The 19,917-nt window shown below is 61.0% G+C and carries 17 protein-coding genes, 3 tRNA genes and 1 pseudogene; 13 read left to right on the top strand and 8 right to left on the bottom strand.

The window, feature by feature from the left end:
* Positions 1 to 242: 242 nt before the first annotated feature.
* Positions 243 to 785, top strand: coding sequence for a hypothetical protein (locus L7A15_RS07380; protein ID WP_237209027.1), 543 nt, complete (start codon positions 243 to 245; stop codon positions 783 to 785).
* A gap of 2 nt (positions 786 to 787) precedes the next feature.
* On the top strand, positions 788 to 2,728 hold the full coding sequence (locus L7A15_RS07375) for a hypothetical protein (RefSeq protein WP_237209026.1): 1,941 nt from the start codon (positions 788 to 790) through the stop codon (positions 2,726 to 2,728).
* A gap of 90 nt (positions 2,729 to 2,818) precedes the next feature.
* Here the strand turns inward: L7A15_RS07375 and L7A15_RS07370 are convergent, their stop codons facing one another.
* The gene (locus L7A15_RS07370) at positions 2,819 to 3,904 is read right to left on the bottom strand and encodes a glutathione S-transferase family protein (RefSeq protein ID WP_237209025.1); all 1,086 of its coding nucleotides are present in this window, start codon (positions 3,902 to 3,904) and stop codon (positions 2,819 to 2,821) included.
* Between the two features lie 130 nt (positions 3,905 to 4,034).
* Complete coding sequence (locus L7A15_RS07365; RefSeq protein ID WP_237209024.1) at positions 4,035 to 4,649, bottom strand: GNAT family N-acetyltransferase; 615 nt, start codon at positions 4,647 to 4,649, stop codon at positions 4,035 to 4,037.
* 103 nt (positions 4,650 to 4,752) lie between these two features.
* On the opposite strand from L7A15_RS07365, the gene L7A15_RS07360 reads away from it, so the two are divergent.
* Positions 4,753 to 5,670, top strand: coding sequence for a spermidine synthase (locus L7A15_RS07360; protein ID WP_237209023.1), 918 nt, complete (start codon positions 4,753 to 4,755; stop codon positions 5,668 to 5,670).
* 85 nt (positions 5,671 to 5,755) lie between these two features.
* Here the strand turns inward: L7A15_RS07360 and L7A15_RS07355 are convergent, their stop codons facing one another.
* Entirely contained in the window at positions 5,756 to 6,178 is a 423-nt protein-coding gene (locus L7A15_RS07355) for a YchJ family protein (RefSeq protein ID WP_237209022.1), read from the bottom strand.
* Positions 6,179 to 6,290: 112 nt separating this feature from the next.
* Positions 6,291 to 7,769, bottom strand: a complete 1,479-nt coding sequence (locus L7A15_RS07350) for an NCS2 family permease (RefSeq protein ID WP_237209021.1) — start codon at positions 7,767 to 7,769, stop codon at positions 6,291 to 6,293.
* Positions 7,770 to 7,983: 214 nt separating this feature from the next.
* Here L7A15_RS07350 and L7A15_RS07345 point away from each other — a divergent pair, with 214 nt between their 5' ends.
* The 4 genes from L7A15_RS07345 (at position 7,984) to L7A15_RS07330 (ending at position 11,907) form a co-directional block, all read left to right on the top strand.
* Positions 7,984 to 8,331 (top strand): DUF2218 domain-containing protein, encoded by a 348-nt coding sequence (locus L7A15_RS07345; RefSeq protein ID WP_237209020.1) that lies wholly within the window; start codon positions 7,984 to 7,986, stop codon positions 8,329 to 8,331.
* A 66-nt stretch (positions 8,332 to 8,397) separates the two neighbouring features.
* Positions 8,398 to 8,697, top strand: coding sequence for a DUF6457 domain-containing protein (locus L7A15_RS07340; RefSeq protein ID WP_237209019.1), 300 nt, complete (start codon positions 8,398 to 8,400; stop codon positions 8,695 to 8,697).
* On the top strand, positions 8,690 to 9,571 hold the full coding sequence (gene fdhD / locus L7A15_RS07335) for a formate dehydrogenase accessory sulfurtransferase FdhD (protein ID WP_237212390.1): 882 nt from the start codon (positions 8,690 to 8,692) through the stop codon (positions 9,569 to 9,571). Before L7A15_RS07340 ends, fdhD begins: the two co-directional genes overlap by 8 nt.
* 38 nt (positions 9,572 to 9,609) lie before the next feature.
* The gene (locus L7A15_RS07330) at positions 9,610 to 11,907 is read left to right on the top strand and encodes an FdhF/YdeP family oxidoreductase (RefSeq protein ID WP_237209017.1); all 2,298 of its coding nucleotides are present in this window, start codon (positions 9,610 to 9,612) and stop codon (positions 11,905 to 11,907) included.
* A 116-nt stretch (positions 11,908 to 12,023) separates the two neighbouring features.
* Here the strand turns inward: L7A15_RS07330 and L7A15_RS07325 are convergent, their stop codons facing one another.
* On the bottom strand, positions 12,024 to 12,674 hold the full coding sequence (locus tag L7A15_RS07325) for a response regulator transcription factor (protein WP_237209016.1): 651 nt from the start codon (positions 12,672 to 12,674) through the stop codon (positions 12,024 to 12,026).
* Positions 12,675 to 12,686: 12 nt separating this feature from the next.
* The gene (locus L7A15_RS07320) at positions 12,687 to 13,841 is read right to left on the bottom strand and encodes a sensor histidine kinase (RefSeq protein ID WP_237209015.1); all 1,155 of its coding nucleotides are present in this window, start codon (positions 13,839 to 13,841) and stop codon (positions 12,687 to 12,689) included.
* Positions 13,842 to 14,088: 247 nt separating this feature from the next.
* Here L7A15_RS07320 and L7A15_RS07315 point away from each other — a divergent pair, with 247 nt between their 5' ends.
* Both L7A15_RS07315 and L7A15_RS07310 read left to right on the top strand, forming a co-directional pair.
* Positions 14,089 to 14,541: a hypothetical protein gene (locus L7A15_RS07315; protein WP_237209014.1), complete on the top strand. Its 453-nt coding sequence runs from the start codon at positions 14,089 to 14,091 to the stop codon at positions 14,539 to 14,541.
* A 172-nt stretch (positions 14,542 to 14,713) separates the two neighbouring features.
* Positions 14,714 to 16,120: an FAD-dependent oxidoreductase gene (locus L7A15_RS07310; protein WP_237209013.1), complete on the top strand. Its 1,407-nt coding sequence runs from the start codon at positions 14,714 to 14,716 to the stop codon at positions 16,118 to 16,120.
* A gap of 93 nt (positions 16,121 to 16,213) precedes the next feature.
* Here L7A15_RS07310 and L7A15_RS07305 read toward each other — a convergent pair whose 3' ends face one another.
* Positions 16,214 to 17,548: a D-arabinono-1,4-lactone oxidase gene (locus L7A15_RS07305; RefSeq protein ID WP_237209012.1), complete on the bottom strand. Its 1,335-nt coding sequence runs from the start codon at positions 17,546 to 17,548 to the stop codon at positions 16,214 to 16,216.
* Between the two features lie 289 nt (positions 17,549 to 17,837).
* Here L7A15_RS07305 and L7A15_RS07300 point away from each other — a divergent pair, with 289 nt between their 5' ends.
* The 4 genes from L7A15_RS07300 to L7A15_RS07285 all read left to right on the top strand — a co-directional run bounded on the left by L7A15_RS07300 (position 17,838) and on the right by L7A15_RS07285 (position 19,576).
* Positions 17,838 to 18,848: a universal stress protein gene (locus L7A15_RS07300; protein WP_237209011.1), complete on the top strand. Its 1,011-nt coding sequence runs from the start codon at positions 17,838 to 17,840 to the stop codon at positions 18,846 to 18,848.
* Between the two features lie 394 nt (positions 18,849 to 19,242).
* Positions 19,243 to 19,315: transfer RNA gene (locus tag L7A15_RS07295), tRNA-Glu, on the top strand.
* A gap of 51 nt (positions 19,316 to 19,366) precedes the next feature.
* Positions 19,367 to 19,440: transfer RNA gene (locus tag L7A15_RS07290), tRNA-Asp, on the top strand.
* A 63-nt stretch (positions 19,441 to 19,503) separates the two neighbouring features.
* Positions 19,504 to 19,576 (top strand) — tRNA-Phe (locus tag L7A15_RS07285).
* A gap of 174 nt (positions 19,577 to 19,750) precedes the next feature.
* Here the strand turns inward: L7A15_RS07285 and L7A15_RS07280 are convergent.
* A pseudogene (locus L7A15_RS07280) lies at positions 19,751 to 19,917 on the bottom strand (IS256 family transposase); the annotation flags it as partial.

Genomic DNA, 19,917 nt, shown 5'->3' with positions numbered 1-19,917 from the left:
CTCTAGTTTCTCATGTTCGCGTGTGGGAGCGCACGTTTTCTGGGATTGATGGAATGCGCTACGCCTTGAAGGCGTCATATTGGTTCTGTAGATTCACCAGTTTTGGGCTGGTATCGACGTTTTCGCTGGTGGGGAGAGTGGAGGCTTATCCACAGGTCTGGCGGCCCCTGGTGCCTGGTGGATGGGCTTGCCTAAGGTGGGGGCACCGTTATGTGTTGTGAATACATCAGGAGGGCCGCATCTTGGTTTCTTTGTATGACATCGCGTCTGCTGCCGGCAGGGCTGGCTTGGGTAGTGAGGTTGCTTCGGGGGCTAGGTCTGAGGCTTTGGGCCTGGCTGGGCGGGTTCGTGAGTGGTCTGTTCAGTTGGCAGGTGAGGTGGAGCTTGAATCCCGCGCTGTTCAGGACGCTGCCGCTGAGGCTCTCCGGGTGGGGCAGGTCCATTGGGAGTCGAGTGCGGGCCAGGCCTTTAGGGTTGCCCTTGATGTAGAGCATTATGCTGGCCAGCACCTTGGGCAGGAGCTTGCTGAGGCCGCTACCCAGGTACGGGTTGCCGGTGAGATGGTCGCTGCTGAGTTAGAAATAGTTGCTGCTTCAATTGGGGCAGCTGGGGCTGCCGTTGATACGGCGCTGGCTGGTCTTGGGGCTATTGAAGACCTGATGGACGATTTTCTGGGCCACGCTGAAAGGGCTGGTCTTCCTGCCCTGAGGGGAGCCTTGGACTCGGCGGCCTCTCATCCCTTGCTTGCTCGTGCTGGTGGCGTTCTGATGAGCCTGGGGAGGTAACTATGGCTATTGGTGTTGTTGCTGATTCTCTGATGTCTCGGGCAGGCCTTGGGCTGGGTGGCCGGATCTCGGTTGAGTTCTCTGAGCTGCATTCAATAGCTGGTGGCTTGCGCGGAGTGGCTGACCGCTATGAGTCCGCTAGCCAGCGCCTCCTTGCCCTTACCACCCAGGTGGGGCTGCTGGCGTCCTTAGATATGAGTGGCCACGGGGCAACAGCCGCCGCCACTCTCGGGGCGAGCGGCACCGCCCTGTGGGGGCTGGTGGCTACCATGCAGAAGCTCGCGGACGGCGTGCGTCGCTCAGCCGAAAACTACGAGGCGGCAGAAGCCTTCGCGGTCAGCCTCCTGCACCACACCGAGCTGACGAAGACCGCTGCGGGTCGGGCAGCCCAGGCTGGTTACGAATCAGCCTTCGGGTACGTCACTGGAACCCTGGCTTTTATGGTCTACAAGGGCAAGGTGCTCGTGGACGCAACGCCTAAGGCCTCAAGGGAGTACCTGCGACACAACCCCCAGGGGCAAAAGCTGATGAAGGACGCAACGGGCGCACTGAACCAGGCGTCAGCCCAGTTGGGGATAACAGGACGCCTGCGGGCCACTCGCGATGTATCGCACATAGTCAGCCCTCAACCAGTGATTGACCATCTCGAACCGGGCAGGAGCATACCGACCTCCACGCCCCACCCGCTCCCTACCCAGGTGCCCCTAACCTACCAAGACATGGCAGACCACCTCCTTGCCATGAGCCAGATAGAGAACCGGGCAGACGACCTGCATACAGCAGGGAACTTTCAAGGGGAATGGGACCACGTACTGGTGCAAACCCTCCACAACCCTGAAACCGGCGAAACCCAGTACCTTGTGACGATACCCGGCACTGACGGGGACCTCCTGCCCGGCAGTGAAACCTGGGACCCGCTACAGCAGTTTCGCGGGGGAACCAACTCCTGGGGAGGGACCTTCAGCAACAGCGCAGCAGGGGACTCCCCAGACCTTCCGCCTGAACAGTACACCGCCATGATGCAACAGGTCGATGAAGCCCTCAAAGCCGCTGGCGCCCCTGACGGTGCAAACGTCTCCCTCATGGGCTTTAGCCAAGGGGGAATCGTCGCCACGACCCTGGCAGCGAACACCGCCTTCAATAGTCGGTACCGGCTTAAATTCTTGGGCACCCAGGGAAGCCCCATCGACCACATCAAACCCAAGGACGGCCTCATCCACCTTGATATGCGATACGAGGGGGACTTCGTCCCCTCCCTCTCCCCAGACCGGAAAGACTACCGGCCAACACGTTCACACACCCTGACCCGCAAACCTGAGGGCGCAGGTTCTCACGGGGCCCAGGAATACGCCGACATGGCCGCCCTGGACGCCGCCACCCACCGTCCTGTCCCTGAACTCGTGGACGCTTTCGGAGGATACGAGGTGAAAGACGTCTTCGTATTCGCCGGAACAACCCAGAAACCCACTATCACACGGTCAGAACAAGCCATGATGGGGATTGCTGGTGTGGCTAACTTCGTGAACGCAAGCGGCCAGCAGCTGGGAACGCCGATTGCCCCACTCATCGACAGCACCAACGTCAACCCCGCCAACTTCCTCCAGGATATCGACGACCTCATGGGGGGCCTCGAAGAAGACTTCATTAACCCAGTGGATGAATGGATCGATCAACAAGCAGAAGGAACCAACATCTTTGGGGTAGAAATCCACAACCCCCGGATTACCCTCCCACCGAGTAACGAACCGCCACCTGCCCCGCACAACACCAGCGGAATCACCGTCTACGAAGCTACCACCGAGCATCACCTGCAGAACCTGGTGGATGTTGCAGGGCTTGGCCGCCTGCCCCTTGACGGGCTGGTAGATACAACTGCAGAACTGGTTGACAGGGGCATTGAATTCTTCCACACCACCCAGCCGATTGAACCAGAAACAGTCTAGGTGAGCAGGTGAAACCTAGGTGAGGAGGGAAAACGTCACCCGCCTGCTTGAACCGGAAGCAGGCGGGAGGACATCAGTTACTCAGCGGTATTAAGCAACTGGGTAGAGCGGGTTGTGGCCAGCGGTGACGCGCTCGCTATCGCGCACCGGGGCAGGGGCGGTGGCCCCGGCGTCCGTATCGAAGGGGGAGCCGCCCAGGGCCTCGCGGCCGTGCGGGGTGAGCCAGCCCTCCAAGCTGGGCCCTGCGGGCACGATGCCGGTGGGGTTGATGTCCTCGTGAACAATAAAATAGTGTTCTTTGATCTGCTGGAAGTCCACGGTATCGCCAAACCCGGGGGTCTGGAAGAGGTCGCGGGCGTAGCCCCAGAGGTTGGGCATGGAGGCTAGGGTCTGGCGGTTGCACTTGAAGTGGCTGTAGTAGACGGCGTCAAAGCGTACCAGGGTGGTAAAGAGGCGCACATCAGCCTCGGTGATGTGGTCCCCCATGAGGTAGCGGCGGGTGGCTAGGCGCTCTTCAACCCAGTCTAGGGCGGCCCAGAGACGCTCGTAGGCGGCCTCGTAGGCTTCTTGGGAACCGGCAAAGCCGCAGCGGTAAACCCCGTTGTTGATTTCGGTGTAGATACGCTTCATCACTACCCGCATTTCCTCTTCGAGGTCGGCGGGCCAGAGGTCAGGGGCTCCTTCCCGGTGGTAGGCCTTCCATTCTTTAGAGAAGTCCTCGGTAATCTGCGGGAAGTTGTTGGTAACGACACCGCCTGACTCGATATCGACGATGGCGGGTACGGTAATGCCGCGGGGGTAGCCGGGGAAGCGGGCGAAGTAGGCATCCTGAATCCGCTCAATACCCAGCACCGGGTCCCTGCCGTCTTCATCGAGATCAAAGGTCCAGGAGCGGACGTCGTGGGTGGGGCCGGGCAGGCCAACTGAAATAGCGTCTTCCAGGCCCAGCAGGCGGCGGACGATCAAGGTGCGGTTAGCCCAGGGGCAGGCACGAGCGGCTACCAGGCGGTAGGCACCGGGCTTGACGGGCCAGAGCTGGTGGTCGGGGTCAAGCTGGGCGGTGGCAACGGGGTCTGCCACGATCCGGTCTTCGATGTAGGTGGTGTCGCGGTTGTATTCTTCCCCGGCGTGAACGTAAGAGCCTCGGGTGGAGTGGTCGGTCGTGCTGGTGCTCATAGAAAAACTTTCCCACAAAATACTTTCGATGTAAAGCATTTTCTGGGGTGGTGGTGTTATGTAATCACCACCTCACCGGGCTAGACGGGAAAAGCGGGGGCCGGGGCAGGACGTCCACGACGGCTAGCCCCTACCGGGAGGGTAAGGTCAGCCCCCGGTACATGCGAGCCGTCTGAGCCGGGGCCCAGGCTCCACCGCAATCGACGGGGAGCCCCTCGTCCTCAAAGCCCCGGCGGCCATAAAACTCCCGGGCCCGCTCATTGCCCACGATGTACCAGAGGTAGGCGGGCTCATCAGGGTAGAGAACAGCGTCAAAAAGAGCCGCCCCTAAGCCCGTGCCGTGTGTCGAGGCAAGAGTGTAAAGGTGGGTGAGCTCCCGCGTCCCCTCACCAACCGGGGGCAGGCCAATCTCTAGCTCCCAGGCCAGGGGGCCGGGGCGGGACAAGGCAAAACCGACCGGGGCGTCCCAATCAATCTCGCCTCCCACCGCGCAGCTCAGACCACCGGCGGGCGTCCAGGCCGGATTTTTGTAGGCAAAAAAGGCGCGGGTACCGGGTGCTGCGATATTCTCGGCAAACTCTTCCAGCCAGCCGTCCCGGTTAGCAGCCTGCCGGGCCCCAAAACCGGGGTCTACCAGCCCGTTATAGGTTTCTGCCAGGCATCGCAGCTGCAGGTCAACATACTTCTCGGCGTCCTCAGCGCCCACCGGCGCCACCACATACCTGCCATCAGCTACAAAACCCACGCGCGTCCGTCCTTTCACATCACCGTTACTTTTCGCATTACTGTCACTGCCCTCTCACTCTAGCAAGCCCTCCAACCCCCGCCCCACCCACTAGGCTAGAGGGGTGGCAAAACGCAGACGAACCCCCAAAAAACACATCGACACCCCCGAAGCCCTGATCGAAGGCACCTACCCCATCGACACCGGCGTCGCCGAACTCATTGAAGACGACTACACCCCCGGCGGCTGGGTGCTCGAAATCAACGGCATGGAATCCTCCCACATCGTGCTCGGCCAGCCCCGCGAACTCGACTTCGAATACATGCGCTGGTTAGCGGTCGTTATCGAATCCTTCGTCGACGCCCACCTTAACCCGGCCAAGCTCCGGGTCACCCACCTGGGTGGCGGGGCCTGCTCCATGGCCCGCTACCTGGCCGACGTCTACCCGGCCTCCCACAACACCGTCGTCGAACTCGACGGAAAACTAGCCGCCTACGTGCGCGAATGGTTCGACCTGCCCAAGGCCCCCACCCTCAAAATCCGGGTGGGCGAAGCCCGCGCCGTCACCGAGAGTTTCAGCCCGGCCTCCCGCGACATCATCATCCGCGATGTTTTCGCAGGCTACGTCACCCCGGAGCCACTCACCACCCTCGAATTTACCCGGCTGGCCGAACGCTCGCTGGCCCCCGATGGGCTCTACATCATCAACTGCGGCGACGACCGCTCCCTGGCCGGTGCCCGGGCCGAGGCGGCCGCTATCGCCCAGGTCTTTGAGCACACCTGCATTGTGGCTGACCCGGCCATGCTTAAGGGGCGGCGCAGGGGCAACATTATTATCGCTGGCTCCCACGCGCCCCTGCCGGTAGCCGGTGACCTGGCCACCGCCGCCATCACTAAGCGCCTGTTGGGTGGCGGGGTGCCCGCCCAGTACAAGGACGACGCCTGGGTGCGCGATTTCGCCCGCCCGGCTACCCCGCGCCGCGACGCCCACCCCGAAGCTGACCTGGCCCAGCTGGACGCGCAGCTTCGCGCCGGTCAATAAGGTAATCGCCCTATCCCTTCTCTCTTCACCCCGAGATAATCTCTAGGGTCGTGAGAAAAGGAAGAGGGCGAAATGTCTGCCGGGGTTAGCTGACCTCACCGTCAACGTACAACCAGGCCCCGCCGTCCTTGGTGAAGCGGGAGACTTCGGTCTGTACGCCGCGCACCCGCTCGTCCTCGGGTGTGCCCGGTACTGACCTGTAGTAGGCGGCGAATTCCACGCCGCCGGTGCTGTCGAAGGGGCCGCCTGCCGTGCTGAGAATGTCGAGTCGGTACCAGCGCAGGGTGGGGTCAAGCTCTAAGGACGCCGGCCGGGTGCTGGGGTGCCAGGTGGCCAGCAGGTAGTCGGGCAGGCCCGCCGCAAAGGCGCTGAATCGCGACCGCATGAGGGCCTCGGGGGTGGGGGCTGTTAGCTCGCCGGTCTGGGCAAAGCGGGCGTGGTAGCGTCCGCAGCAGGCGCCGTAGGTTTCGCCGGTGCCGCAGGGGCAGCGGGTATCAGGTTCAAACATGGTTACTACTCTAACGGGTCACGAAAACCCCCGCTCCCTCGCCCCTGCCCCGGTGCTCAAGACCGGAGAGAAGAAGCGAAAAAGCGGGGGTTCGCTGGGTGTGTCACGCGGGTTAGGCGTGCATCCAGCCCTCAATCACGCCCATGCCGAAGAAGACCAGGAAGGCAGCCGAGACGATGTACATGATCGGGTGTACCTCCTTGCCGCGGCCCTGTACCAGGCGGATGAAGGTGTAGGCGACGAAGCCGGCGCCGATACCGTCCGCAATGGAGTAGGTGAAGGGCATCATGATGATGGTGAGGAAGGCGGGAATGCCCAGGCCCCAGTCGGTCCAGTCGATGTGAATGGCCTGGCGGACCATCAGGAAGCCCACCACGACCAGGGCGGGGGCAACGGCCTCGAAGGGCACGATGGATACCAGCGGGGAGATGAAGACAGCCAGCAGGAAGAGGGCACCGGTGACGATGTTGGCGAAGCCGGTGCGGGCACCTTCACCGATGCCGGTGGCAGATTCCACGAAGATCTGGTGGGCTGAGGACGACGAACCGCCACCGAGGACCGAACCGGCGGCGTCGATGAGTAGCACCTTGTCGATGTTCTCAATCTTGCCGTCCTCATCGATGGTGCCAGCTTCGGAGGCCAGGCCCACGGAGGTGCCCATGACGTCGAAGAAGACAGCCAGCAGAATCGCGAACATGAGCATGGTGGCGCCCAGGGTGCCCAGGGAGGAGCCTGAGAAGGCGCCGACCATGTCAACGGAGCCCAGCAGGGAGAGGTCGGGGTGGCCGATCCACTGGGTGGGAATGCCGGGGATCATGAGGGACCAGCCGGTAGCGGAGTCCATGGAGGAGCCGGAGGGCCAGACCTTTTCCAGCACGATCGCCAGGATGGTTGAGGCAACCACGCCAATCAGAATCGCGCCACGCACGTTGCGAATGAAGAGGGCAATGGTGAGGAAGAGGCCGAAGAGGAAGACGAAGATGGGCCAGCCCTGCAGGTGGCCGCCCGCGCCGAAGGAGACGGGGACGGTGGTGCCTGCGGCGTCGGGCATGCGACGGACGATACCCGCGTTGACCAGGCCAATCAGGGAGATGAAGAGGCCGATACCTACGACGATGGCGGTCTTGAGGGACTCGGGGACGGCCTCAAAGACGGCGCGGCGGAAACCGGTGAGTACCAGAATACCCATGACGATACCGGCCCAGACGACCAGGCCCATGATCTGGGGCCAGGTCAGGTTGGGGGTGGTGGCGATGGTGGAGGCCAGCAGGGCGTTGACGCCCAGGCCTGCAGCCATGGCGAAGGGCTGGCGGGCCCAAACACCCATGATGATGGTGAGGATACCGGCGATGAGGGCGGTGGCTGCGGCGACGCGCTCGACGCCGAGGGTGTTGCCTGCGGCGTCGGGGCCGAGGCCTAGGATGAGGGGGTTAAGAACCACGATGTAGGCCATGGCGAAGAAGGTGGCCAGGCCGCCGCGGATTTCGGTGGATAGGGTGGATCCGCGTTCGGTGATTTTGAAGTAGCGGTCGAGGGCGCTGGTGGGCGCCTGGTTCGCGGGTTTTTGAGCCGCGGTGTTCTCAGCAGACATGTGAAAATCCGTAGATACTCGTGTGGGTGTGTGGCCCAGAAATGAAAGGGCGCCGTCTGTGGTGCGGACGGCGCTGATGTACCTGTCCAGTGTACGCCTGTGTGCTGGTATTTGGCGAGAGTGGCAGGTGTGACGCTGTGCAAGGGGAGTGCTTGGAAGTAGATGCCCCTGAGGTAGTATTTTAGGTGAACCTAACTTACAAGAAAGGCTGACCATGGATTCTGCTTCCTACTCCGCCATCGACAACCTGCCTGCCCGCTCACGCGCCGTCGTCCTGACTGACCGCCCTGCCCGCTATGCCAAGCAGCTGGCTAGCCACTTCGGGCATAAGATCCTGGCTGAAGAAATTGAGGGCGGCCACCGGCTCACCTTTAACCGGGACGGCAACTTTGGCGGCTACGGCGATGTGCTGGTGCAGGAGGTGGACGGCGCTGAGCGTCTTGTCCTGCTGACCTACGCTGAGAGCCCCGAGGGGCGGGAGCGCCTGGAGGGCGTGCTGGGTCGCCACCTGGAGCGTTTTGGTGAGAAGGACGGCCTCACCGTCACTTTCGTAGTCCTCTAGGCTCTTGGCGCAGGCGGGTGTATGTTTGAAACTGAAATTTTTTCCCCGCTGCACCGTTGGAGCGTTATGAGTCAGAGAGACCCCCGCGACCTTGAGATTGCCCGCGATTTCCTTGCCGAGCTTTCTTCCCGTCTGAACCTTGACCCTGCCCTGATGGAAAATGCTATGCCCCATCTTCTAGGCATGACCAAGCATGTGGCGCACGGGGTGGTGCGCCCGGCGGCCCCCTTGGCTGCTTTCCTGGTGGGGTACGCTGCCGGTCAGGCTCCGGGGCAGGACGCTGATGAGCAGGTGGAGAGCGTCCGCGCAGCTTTGGAGCAGGTCGAGATCCTCATTGATGAGTACAAAGAGCGGGCCGATGGGTAGGCTCAACCGTACCGCCCCGGCCACCCGCTATGTGCTCAAAGATGACGGCACTTTTTCGGTAGACCGGCGTGCTGACGCCCTGACCGCCGAGGAGCCCCTCGAAATCAGGCTGGACGGGCAGACCGTCACCACCACCATGCGCACCCCCGGTCATGATGTTGAACTGGCCCACGGCTTCCTGCACGCCGAAGGGCTGATTAAGAGCGCGGCAGAAATCAGCACCGCCCGCTACTGCGCCGGGGCCACCGGGCCCGATGGTGCTAACACCTACAATGTGCTTGATGTGAGCCGCACAGTCCCCGAAAATCCCCAGCCCTCTTCGTCAGGCGGCGTCCTGCCCCTTTTCGAGAAGGCCGCGCCCCTGCGCCTGACTGTTACCAATTCAGCCTGCGGGGTGTGCGGGTCGGCCTCGATTGACTCGATTATGGGGAAGGCTACCCGCCCTATTCCTCCTACCGCCCTCACCCCCGTCCAGGTACTGGAACTGCCTGCCCGCCTGCGCGACCACCAGGTGATTTTCAAAAAAACCGGCGGTATTCACGCCGCGGCTGTCTTTGAACCAACCGGTGAGCTGATCGTGGCCCGCGAAGACATCGGCCGCCACAATGCCGTCGATAAGGTGGTCGGCCACCTGCTCATGAACGGGGGGCTGGAATCTCCAGCGCCGGGTTTGCCGGGCCGGACGTTGGTGGTCAGCTCGCGGGCGTCCTTTGAGCTGGTCCAAAAGGCGGTGCTTGCCGGTTTCTCAGCGCTTATCGCCGTATCAGCCCCGTCCTCGCTTGCCGTTGATCTTGCCAAGGAATCCGGCCTGACTCTCATCGCTTTCGCCCGTGAGCACCGTTTTAACCTTTACTCCGGAACTCTGGATAGTTAGCACAAGTAATATAGCCCACATGGCGATAGACTAGGGCTATGACTACGGTAACCAAAAACGAAGAAGTCCCCCTCGTCAGCCGCGTGAGCGAAGAAGCTAACGCCTTTGACAACCCGAGGGTTGGCCGCCGTACCAAGGCCGCAGCAGGTCTGGGCGGCGTGATGCACGCTATGGCCCACGCTATTCCTGCGCGGGGCTTGCTCCCCCTGGTCAATATGAACCAGCACGGGGGCGTCGACTGCCCCGGTTGCGCCTGGCCAGAGCCCAACCAGAAGGACCTCAACTTCGTTGAGTTCTGCGAGAACGGCGCCAAGGCAATTGCTGAGGAAACTACCTCTGACCGCGCCGGTGTTGATTTTTGGGCCCAGTATTCGGTCACTGAACTCCGTGATAAGACTGATCACTGGCTGGGTAAGCAGGGCCGTATTACCCAGCCCCTGCTGTATGACCGTTCTAGCGGGGATGACCACTACCGTCCAATCAGCTGGGATAAGGCCATCGGTATGATTGCTGACCAGCTGAAGAAAACCGACCCTAAAAAGGCCGTCTTCTACACCTCCGGCCGCGCTTCTAACGAGGCTGCCTACTCCTTCCAGCTGCTAGCCCGTCGTCTGGGCTCCAACAACCTGCCTGACTGCGGCAACCTCTGCCACGAGTCCACCGGCGTTGCCCTTAAGGAAGTAGCCGGCCTGGGCAAGGGGTCTATCACCATGAACGACCTCGAAACCACCGACCTGCTCATCTCTGTAGGGCAGAACCCCGGCACCAACCACCCGCGGTCGCTGACCAGCTTCAAGAAGATGAAGGAAAACGGCGGCAAAATGGTGGTGCTCAACCCCATGCCTGAAACCGGTTTGATGGCCTTCAAGGAGCCTCAGTCGCCGGTGGGTATGTTCAAGCCTGAGAAGTTGGCGGATGAGTACCTGCAGGTGCGGCTGGACGGCGACCGCGCCTTCTTCCAGCAGCTCAACAAGGAGCTGATTAGGCGCGACGCCATTGATCACGTCTTTATTGAGAAGTTCACCAGTGGCTTTGAAGAGCTGAAGGAGCACCTGTTGGGCTTGGACGACGCCGAGCTGGAGCGGGGTTCAGGCATTTCGGCTGCCCAGGTGGGCCGGGTTGCTGACCTGGTTCAGCAGGCTAAGACCGCTATTGTCTCCTGGACCCTGGGCGTCACCCAGCACCGCGAATCGGTGGGGACCCTGCGGGAGATGATGAACTTCCTCTTCCTGACCGGCAATATGGGTAAGCCCGGGGCTGGTTCGGCTCCTTTCCGTGGCCACTCGAACGTGCAGGGTAACCGCACCGTGGGTATCTGGGAGAAAATGCCCGAGTCCTTCCTGGCTGCTGTTGAAGACTACTTTGGCTTTCCCGTGCCCCGCGAAGAGGGGTTAGACACCGTGGATGCCCTGCGCCAAATGCGCGACGGCAAGAACCAGTTCTTTATGTCCCTGGGCGGTAACCTGGTGCGGGTTGCTTCAGATACAACCGCCTGCGAGAAGGCCATGAGCCAGCAGGAGATGACCGTTCATCTGTCTACCAAGCCCAACGGTTCTCATGCCTGGCCCGGCGAGAAGGCCCTGATCCTGCCCGTCCTGGCCCGAACTGACCAGGACATTCAGAAGTCTGGCCCGCAGAAAATTACAGTGGAGAACTCCTTTGGTATTGTCTCCGCTTCTATTGGTAAGCGCACCGCTAACGAGGATCTTGACCTCAAATCAGAGGTAGATATTATCTGCTCGGTGGGCCGTGAAACCTTCGGCGATGATTTCTGGCAGCCCATGATTGACGACTACGGCGTGATTCGTGAGGCTATCGAGGGTACTCTTCCCGGCTTTGAGGGCTATAACGAGCGGATTGAGAAGCCCGGTGGCTTCTATCTGCCCAATGGCCCGCGTGAGCGTGTCTTCAATACGGCAACCGGTAAGGCTATGCTGACGGTCAATGAGACTAACGTGCTGGAGGTTCCCGAGGGCCACCTGCTGCTGTCGACGGTGCGCTCGCATGACCAGTTCAATTCCACGATTTACGGGCTGGACGACCGCTACCGCGGGGTGCGCCAGGGCCGCCGCGTGGTCTTTATGAACAAGGCTGATATTGCTGCCCTGGGCCTGGAGGACGGCTCCCTGGTGGATATTGTCTCGGTCTGGGAGGACGGCGAGCGTCGGGCTCCTAACTTCCGCGTAGTTGAGTACGACCACGCCCGCGGCTGCTGCACCGTCTACCTGCCCGAGGGGAACGTGCTGGTTCCGCTGGATTCGGCGGCGAAGCGCTCGAACACTCCGGTCTATAAGTCGGTGCTGGTGCGCCTGGAAGCACTGGGGCGTAAGGCTTAAGCGGCTGTAGCGGGTGGGTCCGTGCTTACTCAAGGTAAGTTTCGAATACGCCCGGAATTAAGTGAAATCTGCCCTGTAATTTCAGGTATACCTGAAATTACAGGGCAGATGAAGTTTTAATCCAGCACCGGGAAGTTGTGGTGCCCGGCGTGTACCAGGAGCTGGGTGCGGGTGGTGACGCCCATCTTTTTGTAGACCTGTGAGAGCGTGTTTTTGACGGTTGAGAGTGAGTAGTTCAGTTTCTGTGCGATTTCCTGGTTGGTGTGCCCCAGACAGACGAGCTTGGTGATGGCCTGCTCTGTCGCGTTGAGTTCGCTCCAGGGGTCGCCCTGGGGTGGTTGGGTGAGGTTCATGGAGATAACCAGGCTGGCGAGGGCCCGCCGGTCGATGATGGCCCGCCCTTCAACCGCAGCTGTGACTGCTTGTTTGATTTCCTTGGCGCGGGAGTTTTTGAGGAGGTAGCCGTGTACGCCTGCGGCGAGGGCTTGGCTGACGTAGCTGTAGCTATCGAAGGTGGTGACGGCGATGATTTTGGTGTCTGGGTGGGTTGCCAGGATGTGTTTGCTGGCTTCTATGCCGTCCATGACGGGCATGTTGAGGTCCATGAGGAAGACGTCGGGGCGTAGGGTGTTGGCGATAGTGATGGCCTCTTGCCCGTTGCGTCCTGTGGCGATGAGGTTGAGGTCGGGGTCGTTTTTGATGTAGAGGCCCAGGAGTTCGTTGAAGTCGGGGTCGTCTTCGATGAGGGCTACGGTGGGTTGCTGCATGGTGGGTGCTTTCTAGGCGGTGGCGAGGGGGAGGTGGATGGTGAGGTTCCAGGTTGTGTCTGTGATTCCGTAGTGCATGGTTCCGCCGAGGGCGCGGATTCGTTCGTTCATGCCGACGAGCCCGTAGCCGGTGCCTCGGGTGCGTTTTTTGGGGGTGCCGGGGTTGGCGGGGTTGGAGGTGGTGACGGTGACGCCGGTGAGGTTGGGTTTGGCGGTGACGGTGATGGTGCAGCCTGGTTGGGCGTAGTTTTTGGCGTTGTGGCAGATTTCTTGGATGAGTTTGTGGAAGGTGGGGCGTACTCCGTCGGGTATGTCGGTTTCGGTGATGGTGATGTTTTCCTGCAGGGTGAAGCCGTGGTCGGTGAGGTCTTTGCGGGCTTGGGCTAGGGTTTGGGTGAGGTTGATGGTGGGGGCGGACGTCTGGGGTAGGGCTGTGGGGTCGGTGTCGCCTCGGGTGGTGCGGATGAGCAGGCGCATGTCTGTGAGGGCTTTGTGGGTGTGTTCTTCGATGGTGTGCAGGGCGGCGTCTTTGCTGCTGGGGTCGGTTGCGTCGAGTCCTTGGCCGGTGGTGAGGCCGATGACGCTGATGTGCCGGGCTACGGTGTCGTGGAGTTCGCGGGCTAGGGAGCGGTTTGATTCAGCTACCTGTTCTTTGTAGTCGGCGTATTCCTGGGCCAGGGTCCTTTTCTGTTCCCAGGAGATCCGTAGTGCTAGGGGAAGGGCGATAAAGAGGAAAAGACTGAAGATCAACGAGGCTGAGTTAAAGGGCTGATGTTGGGCGTAAGCCGTGATGGATTCTCCCGCTGTATGTGAGATGGCGAGGAGAAAAATACCTGGTAGGGGGCCGGTGAGAACGAACAAAAAGGTGCTCGCAAGAATGTAGAAGGCCAGGAGGGCAGATATCTGGTTGTAGTAGGCCGAACTGAGAAGTATGAGCGCGCAGAGGGCGTATACAGAATGCCGGTAGGCAGTGTAGTAGAGCGCCGCACAGAGGGCGATGAGCGCGAAGAAAGCGATATGCATGGGTAGGTGGCCGTCGGGGTGGCTGACGGCTTGGAGGAAGACTGTAGTGCCAATCGCTAGGGACAGGACGAGTGTGGCGAGCCGGACTGCGCGGGAAGGACGTGTGGTCGGCAGGGACCGTAGGGTGTGTAGTAGCTGGGTCACGGGTGCGCTTGCCTATGATGTGAAGAAAAAACTGGCGGCAAGGAGGGCTTTGGCAAGGACTTTCATTGGATTCTCCCTTCCTGTGGATGGGGTGCTTCTCCATCTTTCATAATCCGTAGGCACGCGATGCGTCAAGATTTTAAGCACAACTCAGTACTTAAGTACTGAAGGTGCTTCTATCTCTTGAAAACTTCAGATGTGTCTGGTGGAATAATTACAATTCTTGGCATTCAAAGGAGATTGCACCATGCCACGTCGAGCCCTTCCCCTTGCCCTACTCATTCCGCTACTGGCTGCCTGCTCCAGCGGCGCGTCCACTACAGCTGAGGCACCAAGCTCCACCCCGAGCGTCCGCACCACCACTGTACCGCCACCTGCTACCACAGCAACCGCCAGCCCCGAAGAACTAGCAACCCAGGGCCCCACTATTTCTAACGAAGATATTCAGCGGGGCATCGACACCGGCAATATCTACGTGCTCTACTCCGGCGTCATGTGCTTCGGCGGCACACTAGCTGACCCCACCGAGTTTGCTGAGCAAGAACTAGCCAGCGACTACATGAGCGAGGAAGAATACCAGCAGCACTACAGCCAGATCCCGGCAGAAGTCCTTGCTCAGAGCGAGAACAACAAAACCAGTATCTTCACCGCTCCCCAAGAATGCCTAGACGCAGGCTGGTCCCACGCCGGAGCAATCTAAAGCAAGGGTCCTACACGGCATTTAAGGCTCAGATAGAGCGAACTCTCAGGCAAGAAGAGGCGAATAAGGTAACCCTAACCCGGTGCTCACCGGTAAACTGGTGACCAACTGTGTACAAACGTCCTCAGCTGGTCACCGCGCTCAAGTGTGCCCGGCGCCGAAAGGAAAACCCGTGTCAACCGAAGCCCCCCGCGCCCTGCGCGTCGCCGTCATCGGTGCAGGCCCCGCAGGTATCTACGCCGCAGACATCCTCACCAAAAGCGAAGAAGTCCGCACCGGAGCCGTCCCCGTAGCCATCGACATCTTCGACCGCTACCCCGCCCCCTTCGGCCTGATCCGCTACGGCGTAGCCCCCGACCACCCCCGCATCAAGGGCATCATCAACGCCCTGCACAAGGTGCTCGACCGCGGCGACATCCGCTTCTTCGGCAACGTCAACTACGGCACCGACCTCACCCTGGCCGACCTGCGCAAGCACTACGACGCCATCATTTTCGCAACCGGCGCCATCAAGGACGCCGACCTCAACATCCCCGGCGTTGAGCTTACCGGCTCATACGGTGCGTCCGACTTCGTCTCCTGGTACGACGGCCACCCCGACGTGCCCCGCACCTGGCCGCTGGAAGCCAAAGAAATCGCCGTCCTGGGTAACGGCAACGTAGCCCTCGACGTCGCCCGCGTGCTCTCCAAGCACGCCGACGACCTGCTCGTCACCGAAATCCCCGACAACGTCTACCAAGGCCTCAAAGCCTCACCCGTCACCGACGTGCACGTCTTCGGTCGCCGCGGCCCCGCCCAGATCAAGTTCACCCCCCTCGAACTGCGCGAACTAGCCCACTCCCGCGACGTTGACATCGTGCTTTACGAAGAAGACTTCCAGTTCGACGACGCCTCCCGCGAAGCCATGGAAACCAACGCCCAGACCAAGGTCATGATGAAGACCCTCAACGGCTGGCTCGAAGAGCAGAAGGAAAACCCCGGCACCGCCTCCCGCCGCCTGCACCTGCACTTCCTACAGTCACCGGCTGAAATTCTCGGTGAACACGGCAAGGTCACCGGAATCCGCATGGAACGCACCGAGCTCAACGGCAACGGCGGCGTCACCGGCACCGGCGAATTCATCGACTACCCCGTCCAGGCCGTCTACCGCGCCATCGGCTACTTCGGCTCCGAACTGCCCGAGGTCGGCTACGACAGCGAACGCGGCGTCATCACCAACGTCGAGGGCCGCGTCATCGACGACAGCGACGTGCCCGTCCCCGGCCTCTACGCCACCGGCTGGATCAAGCGCGGCCCCGTCGGCCTGATTGGCTCCACCAAGTCAGACGCCCTCGAAACCGTCACCCACCTGCTCGAAGACCGCGAAAACCTCTACACCGCCGAGGCCGCCGACCCCGCAGCCATTGAGGCCTTCCTTGAAGCGGCCGGCGTCCGCTACACCACCTGGGAAGGCTGGCACCGCCTAGACGACCACGAAAAGGCCCTGGGCGCAGAAGCCAAGGACGCCGCCGGCGAGCCCCGCGCCCGTATCAAGGTGGTTGACCGCGACGAGATGACCGCGATTTCACGCGGCGAGTAGCGTTCAACTTCCTTCAAAAAGGACCATCTAAATCGGAAAAACCCACCACGCTGGTGGGTTTTTCCGATTTAAGTGGTACCTACCCGGGTGGGGTTAGCGCATGAGCACCCAGTCCAGGTAGGGGTTGAGGAAGACGCCGTCGGGGTCTAACTCCTCACGCAACTCCACGAAGTCCTCAAAGCGGGGGTAGAGCTGGGCGAGGGCGTCCGCGTCCTGGGTGTGGAACTGCCCCCAGTGCGGGCGTCCGCCGTGGGCCTTAAAGACCTCCTCCAGGGCCCCAAACAGCTCAGCGTGGGGCTGGCGCCAGTAGGCTCGCGCTGAGACATAGAAAGTCTCACGCCCGTAGGCCTGCGACAGCCAAATATCATCAGCGGCAGCGGTGCGGACGACCAGGGGGTAGCCCATCTCGTTGCGGTAGGACGCCAGGTGGTCGCGCACATCACGCATCACCCCGGCAAACTGCGACAGGTCAAAGGCGTATTCCATGTTGTTCTGCCGCACTGTGCGGTGAATCGTGAAAACACGGGCGGAGTAGTCGGCGTAGCGGCGGTTGCCCTTACCCCAGTTGGACACCTTGTTCAGCACCGGCTGCGCCGCTGGCACCTTGGCCCCGGCGTAGCTGAGGGCTGAGAAGACCCCGTTGTTGAGTAGGTGGTCGCCCCCGTAGCGTCGGGCCTGGCTGATGGAGGATCCGGCCGGCATGTAGCCGTCGGTGAGTAGGGCCAGGCGGGTGAGCCTGCGGGTGCGCACCTCGCCTGAGCCGGGGAACCAGCTGAACTCGTAGTGGTCCGCCCCGCGGGAGCGGTCTTCAAAAGAGTGCACAATGGTTTGGTAAGAATGGCCCCGCTCCGCCGCGTGCAGGCGGAACTGGGGCACCACCTTAAAGGTCAGCTCCACGATGACGCCCAGCGCCCCCAGTCCGCACAGGGCTGCCGAGAAAATTTCCGGGTTCTGCTGGGAGGAGCAGACCAGCAGGTCACCGGTCGCGTCCACCAGCTTGAGCTCAGCCACCTGGGTGGCGAAGACACCGTAGGTCAGGCCGGTGCCGTGAAAGCCGGTTGAAATAGCCCCGGCCAGGGTCTGCTCATCGAGTCGCCCCAGGTTGGTAAAAGCCAGGTTGTAGTAGCCCAGCAGGCGGTTAGCCTCACGCACGGTGGTGCCCGCTAGGAAGGTTGCGGTGAGCTCGCCTGGGTCCACCCGCACCAGGCCGGTCAGATGATCCAGGGTCAGCAGGGTGCCTGTCGGCTGCCCAATAGCGGACGCACTCCGCCCCCGCCCCACGACCTTGATTCGGCTGCCGGCTGCGGCGGCGTCCTGAACCTGCTTTTGCAGCTCGGGCACCGATCGGGGAGCCAGGACGCCGGTGGGCTGGGTGGTGTGTTGGCGGGCCCAGGTGCTCCACGAGGGGGTCTGGTCTGCTGTAGCCATGCTTGCCTCTTTTCTCTCGTTTCCTTATTTTCCCATGTTTTTGGCAGGGGCTAGGGGATAGGACGCTACCTATTGCTCTCCTGGGATGAGGCAGGGGAGCAGGGGGCGGGCCGTCCACTGATTCGAACTGTCTGCTACAAACATTGCCCCTAGCGAACCGCAGGGTGTCATCATGTGACATAGACCCTCTTCTGCCAGGTGGGGGACTAGACTGGTGGTAAGGCCCCGGCAAAAACGCCGGAAACCCGGCTGACGCAAGCGGGGTCATCGAAAATCTAAGGAGATGACCATGACCGAGCGCGAACTCACCTTTGGTGAAAAAGCAGTAGCAGCCCGCGATAATCTGGCCGACGTCGCCAATGCAGCCGGCGAAATCATTGTTGGTATTGATGGCTCAGAGCAGAGCTACGGTGCCCTGCAGTGGGCTGTCCATGAGGCTGCAGTCCGTAAGGTTCCCGTCCGCATGGTGACGGCTTACTCCCTGCCCGTTTTTACCGGTACCGGCTTTGACGCGGGCTACTCCATGGTGGACGAGGAGGCCTTGACCGACGGGGTCGCCCAGATTCTTGATGAGGCCTACTCCCGGGTGGGTGATTCAGGTGTTGAGCTCCGGGCAACCGTTGAAACGGGGGACGCTACTGCTGTTCTGCTGGAACTTTCTAAGAAGGCTGAACTGATGGTGGTGGGTTCTCGTTCCCACGGTGGTTTCCTGGGCCGCCTGCTGGGTACTGTTTCAACCTCCCTGCCCGCCCACTCGCATTGCCCCACCGTCGCTGTGCCTCACTCCTTTGCTGAGAAGATTGAGGCTGACCCCGCGATTCTTGACCGCTCACTGCCCATCGTTGTTGGTTCGGATGGCTCCGACGAGGCCCGCCTGGCCATGATGCAGGCCGCGGATGAAGCTAACCGCCGTGGCGTTAAGCTCACCCTGGTCAATGCGCTGGCCCCCTACACTGGCACCCTGAACTGGGTGCCTGCTGCGGTTGATTTTGAGGCCCTCTACCGCGAAATCGCTGACCTGCAGCGTAAGGCAGCCGAGTGGATTCGCGGCTACTTCCCCCAGCTGGAAATCGAGTTCAAGCTGATTGATGGCTCCCCCGTGCAGGTTCTGCTGGAGGCGGGTAAGACCGCCGACCTGGTGGTTGTGGGTACTCGTGGCCGGGGTGGAATCGCTGGCATGATTCTGGGCTCCACCTCCCAGGGTATTTTGCACAATACCCAGGTGCCGGTCATGATTGTGCCCCAGATTGATGATCCCCGTATTGAGCAGGCACCTGATGCCAGCGTCTCCTGGGGCTAGAAACTGCCCGCGCTGAATTTTTAAGAAGAAAATCCTCTAGCCAGCCCCGGACGAGGGGAGTAGGCTGGTGGTAAGACAAGGCAGGAGAGCTCCCGCCGAAGCCGGTTTTCCCTTGAAAATGGGCTCCGACGGTGCTCTCCTGCCGTCTTTTTTAAAAAAGTTTGAAAAATTTTTGGGGCGGACGGCGGTAGGCGGCAAAGTGGGTCTGACTAGTTTGTTTACCTGTAACCTGGATAACTAGAGGGTGAATTTTGTGGCTCAGAACACCTCATTTTTGGCTCAAAATGGGCTGTTTGGGGCTGTTTCGATTTGCACGCCTGTTTGAACTCGCGTAATGTATTACTTGTTCGAGCGACGGGCTGAGGAAACAAAGCCGGTCACGACAAGCGAACTAGCCCCTATCGTCTAGCGGCCTAGGACGCCGCCCTTTCACGGCGGTAACACGGGTTCAAATCCCGTTGGGGGTACTGTGAAACCTTTGGTTTCACGGCCATGTAAGAACTTCGGTTTTTACGTATGGCCCCGTAGCGCAGTTGGTTAGCGCGCCGGCCTGTCACGCCGGAGGTCGCGGGTTCAAGTCCCGTCGGGGTCGCTCCGACCGCGTAAGTTCTCACTTGTGAGAAGACGCGGTTGTGGCATATCTAAGGGTATGCCTGGCTCTGTAGCTCAGTTGGTAGAGCGTGCGACTGAAAATCGTAAGGTCACCGGATCGACGCCGGTCGGAGCCACGAAATCCACTCTCTAGGCTTCTACATGAGAGTGGGTTTTTTGTTTTAACACTCAGTAGCCCCAGCCTGTGAGTTCACGGACTGGGGCTATTGTCGTATTCCGGCTTTTTCTAGAGGGTCTGCAATGCCGGGTTAAGGGTCAAAATGTGTGTCTGGCTCGGCGTGTCGCGGGGGTTAGATTTGGCCTTTTTGAATGCCGATTGAGTGGGTGTAGTCGGTGTCGATAGCGTTGTCGTAGAGGGCTGGGCGTCCTGTTTCGTGGTCGGCTTGGTTCTCGGTTTGGGTCAGGGTGGATACTTTGGCGAGTTGGCCCTGGCCCCAGTCGGACTGCCTGGCGATTC

The sequence above is a fragment of the Rothia nasimurium genome, assembly GCF_928391935.1.
GTDB classification, from domain to species: Bacteria; Actinomycetota; Actinomycetes; order Actinomycetales; family Micrococcaceae; genus Rothia; species Rothia nasimurium_D.
The sequence above is the reverse complement of the archived record's forward strand: the minus strand, read 5'-3'. Positions and strand labels throughout refer to the sequence as shown.

Coding starts and splice junctions, on each gene's coding strand:
- L7A15_RS07375 (WP_237209026.1), top strand. CDS start 788: ATGGCTATTGGTGTTGTTGCTGATTCTCTGATGTCTCGGGCAGGCCTT.
- L7A15_RS07370 (WP_237209025.1), bottom strand. CDS start 3,904: ATGAGCACCAGCACGACCGACCACTCCACCCGAGGCTCTTACGTTCAC.
- L7A15_RS07355 (WP_237209022.1), bottom strand. CDS start 6,178: ATGTTTGAACCTGATACCCGCTGCCCCTGCGGCACCGGCGAAACCTAC.
- L7A15_RS07350 (WP_237209021.1), bottom strand. CDS start 7,769: ATGTCTGCTGAGAACACCGCGGCTCAAAAACCCGCGAACCAGGCGCCC.
- L7A15_RS07345 (WP_237209020.1), top strand. CDS start 7,984: ATGGATTCTGCTTCCTACTCCGCCATCGACAACCTGCCTGCCCGCTCA.
- L7A15_RS07340 (WP_237209019.1), top strand. CDS start 8,398: ATGAGTCAGAGAGACCCCCGCGACCTTGAGATTGCCCGCGATTTCCTT.
- fdhD (WP_237212390.1), top strand. CDS start 8,690: ATGGGTAGGCTCAACCGTACCGCCCCGGCCACCCGCTATGTGCTCAAA.
- L7A15_RS07330 (WP_237209017.1), top strand. CDS start 9,610: ATGACTACGGTAACCAAAAACGAAGAAGTCCCCCTCGTCAGCCGCGTG.
- L7A15_RS07325 (WP_237209016.1), bottom strand. CDS start 12,674: ATGCAGCAACCCACCGTAGCCCTCATCGAAGACGACCCCGACTTCAAC.
- L7A15_RS07315 (WP_237209014.1), top strand. CDS start 14,089: ATGCCACGTCGAGCCCTTCCCCTTGCCCTACTCATTCCGCTACTGGCT.
- L7A15_RS07305 (WP_237209012.1), bottom strand. CDS start 17,548: ATGGCTACAGCAGACCAGACCCCCTCGTGGAGCACCTGGGCCCGCCAA.
- L7A15_RS07300 (WP_237209011.1), top strand. CDS start 17,838: ATGACCGAGCGCGAACTCACCTTTGGTGAAAAAGCAGTAGCAGCCCGC.